This is a genomic window from Anaerocolumna sp. AGMB13020, from assembly GCF_033100115.1.
Classification (GTDB): domain Bacteria; phylum Bacillota; class Clostridia; order Lachnospirales; family Lachnospiraceae; genus Anaerocolumna.
Genome location: NZ_CP136910.1, coordinates 4,205,021 through 4,221,065, shown reverse-complemented (window position 1 = coordinate 4,221,065; position 16,045 = coordinate 4,205,021). Strand labels below are relative to the sequence as shown.

General features: G+C 39.8%; 9 protein-coding genes. 1 reads left to right on the top strand and 8 read right to left on the bottom strand.

Annotated elements, in window-relative coordinates:
- Positions 1 to 107 precede the first annotated feature (107 nt).
- From R2R35_RS17465 to R2R35_RS17430, 8 genes are all read right to left on the bottom strand, one after another.
- A complete protein-coding gene (locus R2R35_RS17465; protein ID WP_317731114.1) occupies positions 108 to 2,393 on the bottom strand; it encodes a glycoside hydrolase family 95 protein in 2,286 nt (761 codons plus the stop codon).
- A gap of 151 nt (positions 2,394 to 2,544) precedes the next feature.
- On the bottom strand, positions 2,545 to 3,630 hold the full coding sequence (locus tag R2R35_RS17460) for an aromatic acid exporter family protein (protein WP_317731113.1): 1,086 nt from the start codon (positions 3,628 to 3,630) through the stop codon (positions 2,545 to 2,547).
- A 173-nt stretch (positions 3,631 to 3,803) separates the two neighbouring features.
- Positions 3,804 to 5,774, bottom strand: coding sequence for an ABC transporter permease (locus R2R35_RS17455; protein ID WP_317734810.1), 1,971 nt, complete (start codon positions 5,772 to 5,774; stop codon positions 3,804 to 3,806).
- Positions 5,764 to 6,531, bottom strand: a complete 768-nt coding sequence (locus R2R35_RS17450; protein WP_317731112.1) for an ABC transporter ATP-binding protein — start codon at positions 6,529 to 6,531, stop codon at positions 5,764 to 5,766. The genes R2R35_RS17455 and R2R35_RS17450 overlap by 11 nt, the downstream gene beginning before the upstream one ends.
- Before the next feature lie 97 nt (positions 6,532 to 6,628).
- On the bottom strand, positions 6,629 to 7,660 hold the full coding sequence (locus R2R35_RS17445) for a sensor histidine kinase (RefSeq protein WP_317731111.1): 1,032 nt from the start codon (positions 7,658 to 7,660) through the stop codon (positions 6,629 to 6,631).
- Positions 7,657 to 8,328, bottom strand: coding sequence for a response regulator transcription factor (locus tag R2R35_RS17440; RefSeq protein ID WP_317731110.1), 672 nt, complete (start codon positions 8,326 to 8,328; stop codon positions 7,657 to 7,659). The genes R2R35_RS17445 and R2R35_RS17440 overlap by 4 nt, the downstream gene beginning before the upstream one ends.
- Positions 8,329 to 8,714: 386 nt before the next feature.
- The gene (yicI, locus tag R2R35_RS17435) at positions 8,715 to 11,081 is read right to left on the bottom strand and encodes an alpha-xylosidase (RefSeq protein WP_317731109.1); all 2,367 of its coding nucleotides are present in this window, start codon (positions 11,079 to 11,081) and stop codon (positions 8,715 to 8,717) included.
- A 237-nt stretch (positions 11,082 to 11,318) separates the two neighbouring features.
- Positions 11,319 to 13,952 (bottom strand): EAL domain-containing protein, encoded by a 2,634-nt coding sequence (locus tag R2R35_RS17430; RefSeq protein ID WP_317731108.1) that lies wholly within the window; start codon positions 13,950 to 13,952, stop codon positions 11,319 to 11,321.
- A gap of 348 nt (positions 13,953 to 14,300) precedes the next feature.
- Between R2R35_RS17430 and R2R35_RS17425 the strand changes: the two genes are divergently transcribed.
- On the top strand, positions 14,301 to 16,019 hold the full coding sequence (locus R2R35_RS17425; RefSeq protein ID WP_317731107.1) for a S8 family peptidase: 1,719 nt from the start codon (positions 14,301 to 14,303) through the stop codon (positions 16,017 to 16,019).
- The last annotated feature ends 26 nt before the right edge of the window (positions 16,020 to 16,045 follow it).

The following is a 16,045-nucleotide window of genomic DNA, read 5'->3' as shown; positions in this document are numbered from 1 at the left end:
TATAAGCCAAACCTCTAATAACTTACTCTATATTCATGATAAGAAAACCTTAATAGGCCTCATTCATTATTTCACTCATCCAATTCACTGCAAGAAACTTCTCATTTTTACGTGACTGTGACAAAATAGATTCTATCTTTTAACATATGGAAGATTACTCTGTTATTTTCCGTGTAATAATCCACTTCATTGCCCCAGCCATCTCTGATACAGTAGTTTCTTCCCGCTGTTTTGATTACACAGTTACGATCTTTTACGCAAATAATCCTTGCTTTGGTTAGCTTTCCTTCTTCCCATTCCATGTCAACGGTAAAGCCACCTCTCGCTCTCAATCCACTTATTTTACCACCCTTCCAGCCAGAGGGCAGTGCAGGCAGAAAATCAAGCTCACTGTAATAGCTCTGCAGTAGCATCTCTAAGATTGCAGCTGTTCCGCCAAAATTACCGTCTATCTGAAAAATCTTGGGGGGATGGAGATCTAACAGCGATTCTGTCGCAAAGTCCCCTATCAAAGCCCTGATATGCTCCCAGGCTAAATCACCTTCTCCGAATCTCGCGTAAAGGCAGGCAACCCAGGCACGGCTCCAGCCAGTATAGGCACCTCCTGCACTTAATCTAAGTTCCAGGGATTTCCTGGCAGCTGCAAATAATTCAGGTGTACGCTCCTTGTCAATCTGTTCTCCGGGAAATACCCCAAAGAGATGGGACACATGCCTATGGTTTGGTTCAATTTCTTCAAACTCCTGATTCCATTCCAGCAGCTGGCCCTTACTGCCTATCTGCAAAGGTGGCAGATTAACAATTATTTCTTTCCAGAGCAGAACCTTATCTCTGTCCGTTTTAAGAATTTCTGCAGCTTCTATACAATGATTTAATAAATCCATAACCATTTCAACATCTACCGTTGAGGAGATACATATGGTAACCGGCAGGCTTCCACCTCCGGTAAACCGGTTCTCCGGAGACTGGGAAGGCATTATCTGGTAAATTCCATTTTTGTCTTTTACCAAAAAGTCTTCATAAAAGGCTGCTACCTCTTTCATAAAGGGATAAGCTCTGTCTTCCAGGAATTCCATATCCTGACCATACTCATAATGCCACCACATATGCTGGGCCAGCCAGGCGGATACACCAACCCAGACCGACCAACCATAGGTTTCCGGTGTGGCACAGCCCCATACATCAGAGGATAAAGGCAGCCAGATACCATTGCAGCCGAACAGCTTCTTTGCAGCTTCTCGTCCATAAGGTATCATTTTCTCCAAATACACGATTAAGGATTCCGTATAATCTTCTAAATGACCGTTTTCAGCCGGCCAGTAATTCATCTGTAAATTTACATCATAATGATAATCACAGTCCCAGGCTGGTGCCAGCTCTTCATTCCACTTTCCCTGGAGGTTCGCAGGCAGTTCTCCATTGGCACAGGAAGCACATAATAAATATCTTCCGTAGTTAAAGTAAAGCAACGGAAGTGTCACATCCTCCCTGCCTTCTCTATAAGCATCGATTCTATCATTGGTAGGCATATCAGGTTCTTCCGCATAGATGTTTAAATGCAGTCTTCCATAATTCTTTTCATGCTCCGCCATATTCTCCTTATAAAGTCTCTCCCAGGATTTTACGGGCATAGGATGTCTTCTGCACTCCTCTAAGGGCAGCTCATTCTTTACATCTGTTCCAATATTGATAAATACAAGAATCTCCTTGGCGTCCTCCACTCGGAGCCTGTCATTGTCAAGGGGGAATACCCTGCCGCCACGGATCTTAAGATCTGCTTTTACGCAGAATTTCATACCTCCCTTGAAAGCACCATGCATAATAATCGTTGCATTCCCTGAATCAAAAGCCACATCACAATTGGGGTCCTGTATACGATCAAGCCAGAAAGTACCGCTTATCTTATCCTCTCTGGCATATATTCTGACTATGATACAATCTTCTATTAAATGGCCTATAACCGTTCTGGAAATATTCCTTCCATCTGCATCATAGGTTATCTTGACTCTTGCTCTTTCTAAATTAAGTTCTCTCTTATAATTAACAGCCTCACCCTGATCCAGGGAGAAATAGAAATCTCCGGCTGGCTGATAGGAATCCTCTCTCGTAGGTCTGTCGCTGACTCCCCCATTGCCCCCCCAGGCTTCATTGGCGAGAATAGTAGCCTCTTCATAGTTTTCTTCCATTAAAAGCTCTCTCACCTTAGGAAGATATGCACTACGGTCTTCATTCTTTCTATCCTTGTTCCTGCCTATACAAAGCCACTCATGATTTAAGGCAATCCGTTCTGTCTCAATACCTCCAAGCACCATACCGGCCAACCGCCCTGTCCCTATGGGTAGACCGTTCTGCCACTGAGTAGCAGGAGATGTATACCACAATCTATGATTCAATGCACTTCCTCCAATCGTCTTACATACTCTCATATTTCGGATAATGTTCCTGAATTACACGAACATATTTTCCATTAAGTGCATTATAATCCCTCCCAGTACGAATAAATACCCTAATTTATTAATAAAAAACACCCAAATTTTTATATCGTTACTGCTTTGTCTTTTTGCTCCGTTTCCAGAACCGTTCTATCTGACTCTCAGTGACACTGTCTACAAAATCTCTTTTTATTACTAAAAAGCTCTCAATGTTATTCATAATACCATAAAGTATTGCTCTGTTTTCAAATTCTTCTCTGGTGGCAGGCACTGGTTCTTCCTTAAATAGCTCCTTCATCCGATTAAGTTCCTTTATGAGCTCTCTTGCATTATTGGATTCACGGAACTGCTCTTTGATCTTGTCCATCATATAAGCAAGGGGGTTGGCTTGTTTGGGAATAAGCTTAAGCTGTTTCATATCTGCCAGAGTTTGCTTTAACATCAATACCTGCTCTTTTCTCATGGTAAAATAACCTATATAATATCTGGTATCGGTTAGCAGGGTATTATTCATATTTTCGTATGCCTGTTTCTGCGCCAGATTAAGATGCTCCTCCAGACTTGACAGCATATGGTCAAGCTCCTGCATTTTCTCCTGGTCAGGAGTCACCTCGTTGCCATCTTCTTGTTTGCTGCCATCTTCTTGTTCTTTTCTATTTTTTACTCTTAATACAGCCGCTATGTCCTTAAGTATATCCTTTACTTCTTCCTCTACAAGAACTATGTCTTTTAGCACAGCACCTGTGTTATCCGGCATATAGAGATTTAAGATTACACCAATTATAATTCCAATACCTAAAATTGCAACTTCATTTCCGATAAACGCCAGACTCATATTCTGTTCTATCAGGAAATGACTTACCAATACCGAACACATAGGAATACCTTCTGTAATGTGAAAGAGATAACTGGCTGTCACAAAAAACAGGAGAAATAAACCAAAGGTAACGGGATGATATCCCAGGCTTTGAAAGATTATCAGAGCGATGAGAACTGCTGTGGCAAATGCTGCGAATCTCTTTGTTGCCACTTTCAAGGTTTCTTTTTTGGTATCCTGTATACTTAACAGGGTTATAATACCGGCTGAAGCGCTGTAGGACAGCCCCAGTAAATCTGCCAGGATGATGGCAAGACAGCTGCCAGCTGCTATTTTAATTATTTTTAACCAGGTACTGGTATTTAAGGTTCGCTTTTTCAATGGTTAGTCCTCTCTTACTGTTGTTATGAGAACAGTTTTAGCAAAAGTGAGGAGTTTTGTCAAGCGTACCTTTGCAGGATGTATGGCCTCATTCATCTCTGATTGCTTTGAGGAAAGGAATACAACCCTCATGGCGTACACTGCCATGAGGGTTGCATTAGAGCTTTCATATTTCATTCGTATACGTTTTTTCTATAGCTGATAAAGGTAGCAATAAAATACAGAATATATACACTGAAAAACAGTCCAGCTGAAGTCATTATTGCTGTAGAGAAGAAATTTCTGGAACTAAAGGCTTCAAGCAAAGGATTGAAGCAGTATGCTATATATATTGCAATAGGAAATGACAGAAGAATCGGAAAACCAAAATAAAAAAGGCATTGTTTTAGTATATAACTGTCAATTTTCCTGCCTTCCATTCCCAGTTTGTCAAGAATTTTGTACCGGAACTTGTAGCGAACGGAATCACTTATATGATGTACAGCCAGGATGGTTGCCGCTATACAGATATATACCAGCCCAAGGTAAAAAAGTGAGAAGGCTAATATGGTAAATATACTTCGACTATCTGCGAGCAGTTGCCCTTTTACCTTTATGTCATCCTGCAGGATATTATCAGCGAACCCCTTCTGGGATTCCGCCTTTAATTCCGTATTAAGAGAACGTAAGTCATTATAGTCATTCACGGTTGTTTTTTCCGTTGTATTCGCTGCATATATAATCCGATCTGGTTCTAATGTCTTAATAAATTCATCCGGAACCACAATGAGATAATTCAGACCGTTAATCCCCTGTAATGCGAAGTCTTCAAGAAAACACCCCTGATACCCAAGGGTTCTGCCGGCTATCCTGAGAGTTAAGCTGTCTCTTTTATCCAGTTCATCTTTCACTCCCTGAACACATTGAACAAAGAAGCTGTCGTCCTTTAACTCTTCTTTCGAGTAGCCTAATAATTCGCGCAGTTTCTGATAATCACTGTATTTCATAAAGGTGTCTTCTTTTACACGGGTACGGCCCAGTGGGGTATTAAGAAGCAAGTCGTAAATGTCCGTGCTGCCACTTTTATAAATAAGATAGGTAACCTCACCCTCTACCTTTAAGTTTTTTCCTATATAGCTCTTATATTTCTTAAGATCATTTTCTGTATTTTTGCTGCTAATGGCTATATCAAAAGGAGAAATTGATTCCACTTGAGATTCAAAAAAGCCTTTCAGCATGATACCGATTGAAAAAGAGGCCAGGGTAAGGGTTATCAATAAGCTGAGAGTTCCCAGTGTAATACGCATTGTATTTATTTTAGCGGACAGGCTGCGAACCAAAAGAAAAATACCCTTTTTATACTTACGTCTGGGATTACCGGTCAATAACTTAACTACTATTGCTGGTACAGAGAAATAAAAACCATAAATTAATATAATCATACAAAGAAAACTGATACCTAATAATTTCATAGATATAATGTTATCACCATCATTAAAATTATTCCAGAGCGTTATGCCACCGGCAATACCGGCAGCCAGTGATATAATAAAAATACCCCAGCTTCCTTTTATACCATGAAACATCTGTGTTTCATTTTTCTTTTCAGCATAAAGCAGGTTATATATGGTCAGCTTACGCAGTTTCCGCTGCGAACGTATCATTGAAAAGGAATAAATTAGAATGACATAGAATACTGTCTGAAGCAATGCTTTAATTGAGAAGGCTATTTTAATCTCATAAGGCATTTCAAAAACATGCATGACTATTGTAATGAGTACCTGATATAAAAAAGAGCCTGCTATCAGACTAATCAGAAAGGAAAGAAAGCCGATAATTATATTTTCCCTGAAAAACAATCGTGTTATCGCACCATTGCTAATTCCTAAACTCATATAAATTCCAAATTCCTTACTCCTTCGTTGAAACATAAAATTATTCATATAATAAACCAGCCACACCGAAACCAATACAATCAACACTGAAACAACCGTTACAAGATACGGCATATTTTGCATGGTATCACTGAGCTTTATAATATCCTCTGAATATACAATCATATTAAATGCATACAACAGTGAAAAAATTGTAGTAATGCTTATTATGTAGATACAGTAGTCCTTCAGGGAACGCTTTGCATTACGCAGAGCTATTTTATTGAGCATCGCCACTTTCACCTCCCAGAAGCGTTACTGTGTCCAGAATTCGATGAAAGAATTCCGTTCTCGTCTGGTTACCTCGAAAGATTTCACTGAACAGTTTACCATCCTTTAAGAATATAATTCTTTTACAATAGCTTGCCGTGAAGACATCATGAGTAACCATGAGTATTGTGGCGCCCATACTTTGATTCATTGTATACAGAGTATCTAAAAGCATTGCCGCAGACTTTGAATCCAGTGCCCCTGTGGGTTCATCGGCAAGAATTATTTCAGGCTTGTTAATCATAGCTCTGGCACAGGCACAGCGCTGTCTTTGCCCTCCAGATACCTCATAGGGAAATTTCATCATTATGTCACCAATACCAAGTTTTATGGCAATATCTTTCACTCTGGCTTCAATCTCCTTTGAGTCCACATTGGCTATTGTAAGTGACAAAGCAATATTTTCTTCCATAGTCAGGGTGTCTAAGAGGTTAAAATCCTGAAAGATAAATCCAAGATTAAGCTGGCGAAACTTTGCCAATTCTTTCTCTTTTAGCTTTGTCAGATCTTTTCCGTTCAGATAGATGTGCCCGGCTGTAGCCGTATCTATGGTAGATATACAATTGAGCAGGGTGGATTTACCGCTGCCAGAGGCTCCCATTATTCCAGTGAACTCGTGACTTTCAATGGTAAAAGAGATATTCTTTATGGCTTTCGTAATGAGGGTTTTCGTACCATAATATTTTTCTAAATTTTCAACTTTCATTAATGCTTCCACTGCATGTACTCCTTTCATATCGATTGGAAAAGTATATTGCCGGCGATACCCGTCCTCGACCAGATAAAGTATAGCATACAGACCTCTGCTTTTTTACTTACAAATTTGTAAGGCTCTGAGAAACCTCCGAAGTAAATTTACCAATGGGAAAATATAGCGTAATTCTGGTATAATGGTCCCTCAGGGCTTCTGCTGTGATATTCAGTCCCAGCTTAACACATAATTTTTTGCATAGATATAAGCCCAGACCGGTTGATTGTTTGTTTGTACGGTTTGTTCCAGTAAATCCTTTGTCAAAAATCCGGGGTAAATCAAAATCTGAGATACCTATTCCGTTATCTTCAATGGATAAATATATCCCCTGCTCTGTAACCTTGGTGAATATGTGAATTCTGGCCTTCTCTTTCCGACAGTACTTAATTGAATTGGAAAGGATCTGTCCTATTATGTAACTCACCCATTTCTCGTCTGTCCAAACCATATCATCGGTTTCATCAATGTCAAGGCAAATTTGATGATCCATCAAGGCAGTTCTTTGGTTCATAATAACTGCCTGTACAATACTAAAAAGTCGTATCCGTTTAATAAAATAATCCTGTTCTACCGTTTCGCTCCTTGCATAATACAGCGCCTGTTCCACAAGATAATAAATACTCTGTAATTCCTTTTCAATTCTGTTCGTTTCTTCCGATTTATGATTCCTGCAAATTAATTGGATGGCGGTAATTGGGGTTTTTATCTCGTGTATCCATTTCTCTATATATTCTTTGTAGGAAAGCTGTGCCTCCTGCGCTTTTCCGACTTCCTCTATCATATCCTTTGAAGCCTCCGTAAGCATATTATAATATATCAGCTCAATCTGATTTGCAGGCTTTTTAAGCATCTCACTTATGAGATATTTTTGATCGAGTACCTTCATAATCTGTAGGATATCGTTGTATTTATGCTTTGCCTGAATATAATGAGATGCCAGGTAAGCCGTTAATATGAATATCCAGAATAGCAGGATTACCATGATTGAGCTTGAAGGAAGATCCATGATATAAAGAAACAGTATCAGCCCAATTGCACAAAAAATGTGCAGCAATAGCAGAAGTACCCTTTCCCTTATGTAAGCAGCAAAACTCATATTGTATCCTTTCTCCTGATTCGATAGCCTGCCTTGGGGACAGTCTCAATAAAGTCCGGATACCCGATGCTCGTCAGACGTTTTCTTAATCTTGATAAGTTTACATTAAAGATATTTTCATCTACATAAAGCTTATTCTCCCACAGAAACTCTATAAACTCATCCTGGGATATAATGCGGTTTTTATTAAGGAAAAGACAGGACAGAAGTTTCATCTCGTTTTTAGAAAGTTCGAGAAGTTCCTCTCCAAGTTTTAACTGGCTTTTTATTACATTCAGACTGGCATCTCCCAATACAAATTCTTCTGTATGATTTTTGTTACGTTCTATCATTCTTCTCACCTTAGCCAGTAATATTGGGAGGCTGTAAGGCTTGCGAATATAGTCGTCTCCACCTGATGCCATTGCTTTCAGCTCATCTGTTTCACTTTCTCTACCGGTTACAAACAAGATTGGAATCCCTGAGATTTCCCTGACTTTTTTACAGATACAAAAACCATCCTCCTCTTCGAGGTTTATATCAAGAAGAATTGCATCTGCTTTATGTACGAAAGAGACAATATCCTTAATATTTGCTGTGCATATCGTTTGGAAATTATTTCTCTTGAAAAATTCTGAAACCTCTATACGGATATTTTCGTTATCTTCTATGATTAATATTGTCGGCATATATTTGGCTCCTTTATGAGGAAACGTTTCTATTATTAAAATTTGCCGTACACCTTTATTGCCCCACAATGTACTTTGGATTGGCTTGCTTCAGATCCTAGACTACAAATATTGGCATCTTTTCTTCCAATGATTATAATATCATATATCCATTATAATGCAAACTCAAAAAAGCCCCCTTCATACCCTGTCATTCATAGAGTGTGAAGAGAGCTAATTTAAGTTTATATAGTTACATGAGTTTATACAGTTACATAAGCTTATTCAGTTATATGAGTTTATACAGTTACATAAGCTTATTCAGTTACATGAGTTTATACAGCTACATAAGCTTATTCAGATACATGAGTTTATACAGTTACATAAACTTATTCAGTTACATGAGTTTATTCAACTACAAGGGTTACTGCTGTTTGGCCTGCTTTCAGGGTTCCCAGATTAACATAGGTTCCGTTCTCGGCTGTTTCCACACTTCCTGCTGAAAGTTCATTTATGGAAAGTATATTGCTAAGATACAGCTTCACAGTAGTTTCGTTTGAGGAGCTGTTAAGAAGGACGGTTACTTTTGAACCTTCTTTTTTAGCTTCTACTGTCAGACAGCTTTCTCCTTTTTGGTTGTATACTTCTGTTTTGGCAGAGGTATTTTCTATTAAGGAATATAATTTCAAAGTAACTTCTTTTTCATAGTCGTATACCGGTCTCTCTGCATCGTCTTTTACAGCCAGGATGGTATTTTCTCTTACCAGGCAGGGTATGCTGAGGTATCCGTGCTGTTCTCTGATCCATCTGCCGCCGTTTATTTCTTCGCCGGTGATATAATTTGTCCAGATTCCTTCCGGCAGGTAATACTCTGCCTGACCTTCGGGATTAAAGATGGGAGCTACCAGTAAGCGGTCACCGAACATGTACTGCTTATCCAGATATCCGCAGGCAGGATCATTTTCAAACTCCAGTATCATGCTTCGCATTACAGGTATTCCTGTTCTGCTGGTCTGTACGGAATTAGTGTACAGGTAAGGCATGAGGGAGGCTTTTAGTTTGGTGAAATATCTTGCCACTTCTACGGATTCTTCGTCATAAGCCCAGGGTACACGGTAGGAGGTGCTTCCATGAAGTCTGGAGTGAGAGGACATTAGTCCAAAAGCCACCCATCTCTTGTATACATCCGGAGTTGAAGTGTCTTCAAATCCTCCGATGTCATGGCTCCAGTAACCAAAACCGGACATGGTGAGGGACAAACCGCCTCTTAAACTTTCGGACATGGACTCGAAATTGGACCAGCAATCGCCGCCCCAGTGTACAGGGAATTTCTGTCCGCCTGCCGTTGCACTTCTGGCAAAAACTACTGCCTCTTCTTTTCCTTTTTTTCTGGCAAGGAGATCAAAGACCGTTTGATTATATAACTGGGTATAGTAGTTGTGCATGGCCTTGGGATCTGCTCCATTGTAATATACCACATCTTCTGTGGGTATACGTTCGCCGAAATCAGTCTTAAAGCAATCCACACCCATATCTACAAGTTCTTCTAATTTTCCGGCAAACCAGTCACAGGCTGCAGGGTTGGTAAAGTCTACGATTGCCATTCCTGGCTGCCACATATCCCACTGCCATACATCGCCATTCTTCCGCTTAATGAAATAACCATTCTTCATACCTTCTGCAAAGAGTACGGAATCCTGTGCAATATAGGAGTTAATCCATACGCAGATCTTTAAACCTTTGGCTTTTAGCCGCTTTAACATTCCAACAGGATCCGGGAATACTTCTTTGTCCCATTTGAAATCCGTCCAGTGGAAGCCTTTCATCCAGAAGCAGTCGAAATGGAATACACTTAAGGGAATGCCCCTTTCCTCCATTCCGTCTACAAAGCTGGTTACGGTTGCTTCATCATACTGAGTGGTAAAGGAAGTGGAAAGCCATAGTCCAAAGCTCCAGGTAGGCGGCAGGGAAGGTTTGCCGGTCAAGTCTGTATAACGTACCAGTGCTTCTTTCATGGTAGGTCCGTTAAAGATAACATAATCCAGACTTTCTCCTTCTACACTAAAACCAACCTTCTTGACTTGCTCAGAGCCTACTTCATAGGATACTTTGGAAGGACTGTTAACAAATACACCATAACCTCTGTTGGATAAGTAGAAAGGTATATTCTTATAGGATTGCTCACAGGAGGTTCCTCCGTCTTCATTCCATATGTCAACGGATTGTCCGTTCTTTACAAAAGGTGTAAAACGTTCTCCCAGACCATATATCAATTCGCCTACGGAAAGACTCAGCTGCTCTCGCATATAAGCCCCTTTGTTGTCGACTTCATAGGCTAATCCTTTAAAATCTGTTCTTACATAGGCAAGATCCTTGAAAGCACTTGAGGTTAGCTTATAATCACCACGATAATAAGTCAGTTCTGCGCTCTCTTTGTTAATATGGAGTCTTAAGGAACCGCTTGAAATGTCATAGCTGTTCTCATCTTCCTTAATATCCAGCTGCAGGTTATCGTCGGTATTTATTTCAAATTCCGGACCATGATTTACAACTCCCATATAATGAAAGGTCTGGACTCTTAGAACTTCCTTTCCAGGTGCGGAAATCTTAATCGTAAGATTGGGGCCTCCTAAGGTATCACCTCTGTATCTGATTTTATGGGTGGAGGCACTAAAGGTAATACTGTTACCGGTTCTGCCGGTTTCAAAAAACTGAGCCGGGCTGAATATTTCGGTGCCGGGCTGAGAAAGCCACTGTCCATTACTGAATTTCATCTTAACCTCTTTCTGCAGAAATACTCCGCTTTTGTAATTTGTTTACCTTTTAAACTATAAAGTCCAAAAAAAAGCCATAAGCCCTTGCGGATATTAGCTGCTTGTATATTTTCTGTTGTATGTGCAGGAAAAACCCTCCATCAAATATTCCTTATACGTTTAAGTATATCTTTTTTGAGGAGGGTTTTCAATCATAATTTTTAGCCATAAAGTACAGCAAAAATTGTATATCCGTATTTATTTTGATAAAGTAACGATCAGTTTCTCGAATTCCGCTACAGGAATAGGTTTGGAATACAGATAGCCCTGAGCCATATCACACAGTACGCTTTTTAAGAAATCTGACTGGTTCTGTGTCTCTACACCTTCCGATAAAACTTTCATATTAAGCTGTTTTGCCATACTGATAATACTGGATACGATAATCTGCTCTTCTCTCTGCATGTTATCATGTCCGAAAAATTCCTTATCCAGCTTAATAACGTCTGTCGCCATATCCTTTAACAGATTCAGGGATGAATAACCTGCACCGAAATCATCAATGGATACTCCGAATCCAAGTCTTCTAAGCTCCTTCATGGCTGAAATGGCCGCTTCCGTATTATTTAAGAAGATACTCTCAGTAAGTTCCATTTCCAATAGATTGTAGGGTATACCATAGGAATCAACCAGCTTTCTGATATCCTCCACAAAGTGTTCATCATGAAGATGTACTCTGGATACATTTACGGAAATCGGTATGGGGGTTATCCCCTCTTCCATCCAATTCTTTATAATTTTACATACTTCTTCATATATATAAAAATCCAGGTTTACTACAAAACCATTATTCTCAAATATAGGGATAAAATCTCCGGGCATTATAATAATACCATTTCGAATCCAGCGCACCAATGCTTCTGCACCAACCAGACTGCTATCCGTCAGGTTGACCTTAGGCTGTAGATACACAACAAACTCCCGGTCTCTTAAAGCCTGTTCCATGGTGTTGTTTATTTCCGCTTCTCGCTGCAGGTTCAGCTGCATGTTGATATCAAAGAAGCAATAGGAGGATGTGGATGCATTCTTAATGGTCTTACGGGCGATATTGGCGTTGTCAATGGCAACGGTTATATCTTCACCGGGATCGATAAAAGCAATACCACTGGCTACGATAAACTTGGTACTGGGATATTTACTCTTTTGCAGAGTATTGAATTTCTCGTGAATGTCATTAATAAAATGAATAATTTCCTGTTCTTCCTTAAAAGGCAGGCATATTACAAAATTATCTTCAGCATTTCTTGCAATACCTTCTTTTTGAATGTCTCCACCGGATATGATATAAGCGAACTCACATAATATCTTGTCTCCGGTTTCATAACCAAGGGTGTTATTCAGATATTTAAACTTCGTAATATCAAGATAGATGATGGCACATCTGCTGCCGGAATGAAGTACGATATGATTAGCATCCTTCTTAAATTTATGAAGGGTAGGCAGTCCTGTCAATGCATCATAATTCTTCATGATGTATAACTGCCTGCTGGCACGCTCAGAAGCACGCAGTTTCAGTAAATAAGAGGATATTATCTTCGTAATGGTAAGGAAGGAATCCAGCTCATAGTCACTCCAGTCCCTGCTCTTTTTAAGATCATGGACGCTGACACAACCTTTTAAGGTATCATTCTCAAAAATAGCACATTGCAGCAAGGCTTTGACACCGATTTTTTCCAATACCTCTTCCTGTTCAGAAACATTTGCGATATCTGGTACGGAGTAAACGCCGCTTTCACTAAAGGTAAACTGATGGCCCTTCAGATACCTGGTGAACTCTTCTTTTTCTTCTGTACTGGCTTCCATTCTGTCATTGGAACAGAAATAAGTCAGTTTGTAATCGGATGCATCTGAGACATATTCAAAGATACAAATTTGATTGCAGTCAAATTGTGTCCTTACTTTATTGAGCAGCAGATTAATAGCACTGTTAACATCTTTTGTCCTTGACATGATGTCAAATGCAAAAGCCGTCATTTCCTTGTCAAAATTGCTGCTGCCAAAGCCTTTGGTTCGATTTATCTTGTATTTATCAAAACATTCTTCATCTAAATATTGAGCTGGCTTTGGTATTTCAGAGTAATAACGTCCATAGCTTGACTGACTCTTATCATTCTGATTCTCTCTATTATATAAAAGGGCTGCATCAGCCTTTAAAAATAATTCATGGAAATTGTTTCCGTCTGTTGGATAAGTTGAGATTCCAATACTGCAGGAAATCTTATAGTTCTTATTCTCTCCGGTATATGTATTGGCAAAAACAGAATATATTATTTTAGCTTTTTCTTTTAACAATTCAAGATTTGATACATTTTTTATAAATATAAGAAATTCATCGCCGCCTATTCGGCTTGCAATATCCGTATCATAAAAATTCTTACGAAGTGCATCGGCGATATTGACCAGCACCGTATCACCAAAAAGATAGCCAAGGCTTTCATTGACTGCATCAAAATTATCAATATCCACGATCATAAGACCATGACATTGTCCGGGCACGGAGGTCCTTAAGAATTCCTCGATCACCTGTCTGCTGTGTTCCTTATTATACAGTCCGGTCAGGGTATCCTGCTTCTCCTGGGCAAGCTTCATGTTTTTTTCCATCATTCTTCGCTCTTTCCGGTGCATCAGCTCCTGTTTGATTTCCTCCCAGCTACTGCCATCGATAAGTACTGAATAAATTGTTTTATCGTAAATAAATTTGATATAATTGTCCTTTTGCACATAGTTGGCGATAACTCCCTCCGGTAAGGGAATGCTGGCGAAAAAGTCCATCAATTGTTCTTTTGTATAGAGATACCTTTTGCTAAAGGTATTATTATTTAAGTCAGACATATAGTATTCTTACCATCCATGTTGTATATTCCTGTCATCCCTGATCATTTCTTGTACAATTGTACACATTATATCATGCTTTTGCCTGTTCCACAACCGCTAAATCACAACCAGAAATGTAAATACCGTATATATTTTCGATAAATTTTGTAAGTTTTTGCATATATTGTCACCTTTTTTCTAATTATAAGAATTTTAATCGTTTTAAACAGAACGGATGGGTGGTTCTTTATTGAATCTCGTAAGAATTCCCTCCATTTCCTTGGGATTTCACATTAAATATTCCACGAATATTAATCACATTTATTCATATATTTAGTTAGTAAAACTATTTCCGGAGTTGAGACCATGGACCAGGATTGCAGGCAATATATCATTAGTGATGACTACGCTGACTTCATTGTGGAAAATGGTTCTCCGCTAAGTCGGTTTTCCGCTATAGAAAACACCTGCCAGACCCCCCTTACAAACAGTCATACCGCTGTATTTGTACCCATTGCTAATGTTCCCGAAAACATCGTTCAATCCTATGGTTACAGTGTATTTCCCAGTTGTTTCGGACTTATGGACACAGGAAGCCTGGAAGCCTCCGGTATTACCAGAACACGTAATATTCCAGCCTTTAATTTAAGAGGCAACGGCATTCTTGTAGGAATTATTGATACCGGCATTGATTATACCCATGAAGCATTTAAAAATGCAGATGGTACTACAAGAATTGTATCTATCTGGGATCAGACCATCCAGACAGGTTCTCCTCCTCAGGGCTTTTTATATGGCAGTGAATACACAAGAGAGCAGATTAATCAAGCTTTGTCAGCTCCCAATCCACTGACTGTTGTCCCAAGCGTGGACGAGGACGGGCATGGAACTTTCTTAGCTGGTATTGCTGCGGGTAATACCAATGATGCACAGAATTTTTCCGGAGTTGTACCTGAATCCGGAATTATAGTGGTTAAGCTTAAACAGGCTAAAACATATCTGCGGCAATTTTTTCGTATTCCCGATGGCCCTATCTGTTATTCAGAGAATGATATTATCTTCGGTGTTAATTACCTTATGGCAGTAGCCAGAAACCTTGGGCTTCCTATTTCTATATGCATCGGCTTCGGAACTTCTCAGGGGGCCCATGATGAAAGAGGTATCTTAAGCAGTTACCTGTCACTACTGGCAGATTACAGCGGAGTTGCAATAACCATAGCCGGCGGTAACGAAGGAAATACCGGGCATCATTTTCATGGTAATGTTCAGAATACAACGGATTTTATTACGGTTGATCTTCGAGTCGCCAGCAATGTCGCCGGTTTTTCCATGGAGCTATGGGGAGATGCTCCAAGTACCTTTTCGGTTGATATATTATCCCCTACCGGTGAATATATCCCGCGAATTCCTGCGCGTATCGGTGAGACCAGGGTTATACGGTTTATTTTTGAGAAAACCGTTATTTTTATTGATTATCAGCTGGTGGAATCCCAAACCGGTGATCAGTTGATTCTTATGCGTTTTTCAGAACCTACAGAAGGGATCTGGCGATTTCGAGTTTATTCCAGCAGTGATTTGCAATCCAATTTTCACATCTGGCTTCCCATCTCACAATTTCTTCCAGTGGAAACCGCTTTTGTTGAACCAAATCCCTATACTACTTTAACTTCACCCGGCAACACAATTATTCCTATTATAATAACAGCATACAACTATACCAATAACAGCCTTTATTTAAATGCCAGCAGAGGTTTCACAAGAACGAACGGCATCAATCCGGATCTTGCCGCCCCGGGGGTTAATCTTATTGGCCCTGCACCGGGAAATCAATATACCACCAAATCCGGTACCAGTGTTGCTGCCGCTCACACTACAGGCGTGGCAGCTATGGCACTTCAATGGGGTATAACAGAGGGTTATTATACACAGCTTGACAGCGTGGAAATCAAGAATCTTTTGCTCAGAGGCGCGAAAAGAGATCCTAATCTGACCTATCCAAACAGAGATTGGGGTTATGGGATTCTTGATATTTACAACTCTTTTAACAGTTTACGCGGGGAAACTGTGCCTGGCAGTGTTCAGTGAGAAATGGATTTTTGCTGAAGACTTTT

What these genes read in the sequence shown, in the direction of transcription:
- R2R35_RS17455 (WP_317734810.1), bottom strand. Translation starts at nt 5,774, where the DNA reads ATGCTCAATAAAATAGCTCTGCGTAATGCAAAGCGTTCCCTGAAGGAC.
- R2R35_RS17445 (WP_317731111.1), bottom strand. Translation starts at nt 7,660, where the DNA reads ATGAGTTTTGCTGCTTACATAAGGGAAAGGGTACTTCTGCTATTGCTG.
- R2R35_RS17440 (WP_317731110.1), bottom strand. Translation starts at nt 8,328, where the DNA reads ATGCCGACAATATTAATCATAGAAGATAACGAAAATATCCGTATAGAG.
- yicI (WP_317731109.1), bottom strand. Translation starts at nt 11,081, where the DNA reads ATGAAATTCAGTAATGGACAGTGGCTTTCTCAGCCCGGCACCGAAATA.
- R2R35_RS17430 (WP_317731108.1), bottom strand. Translation starts at nt 13,952, where the DNA reads ATGTCTGACTTAAATAATAATACCTTTAGCAAAAGGTATCTCTATACA.
- R2R35_RS17425 (WP_317731107.1), top strand. Translation starts at nt 14,301, where the DNA reads ATGGACCAGGATTGCAGGCAATATATCATTAGTGATGACTACGCTGAC.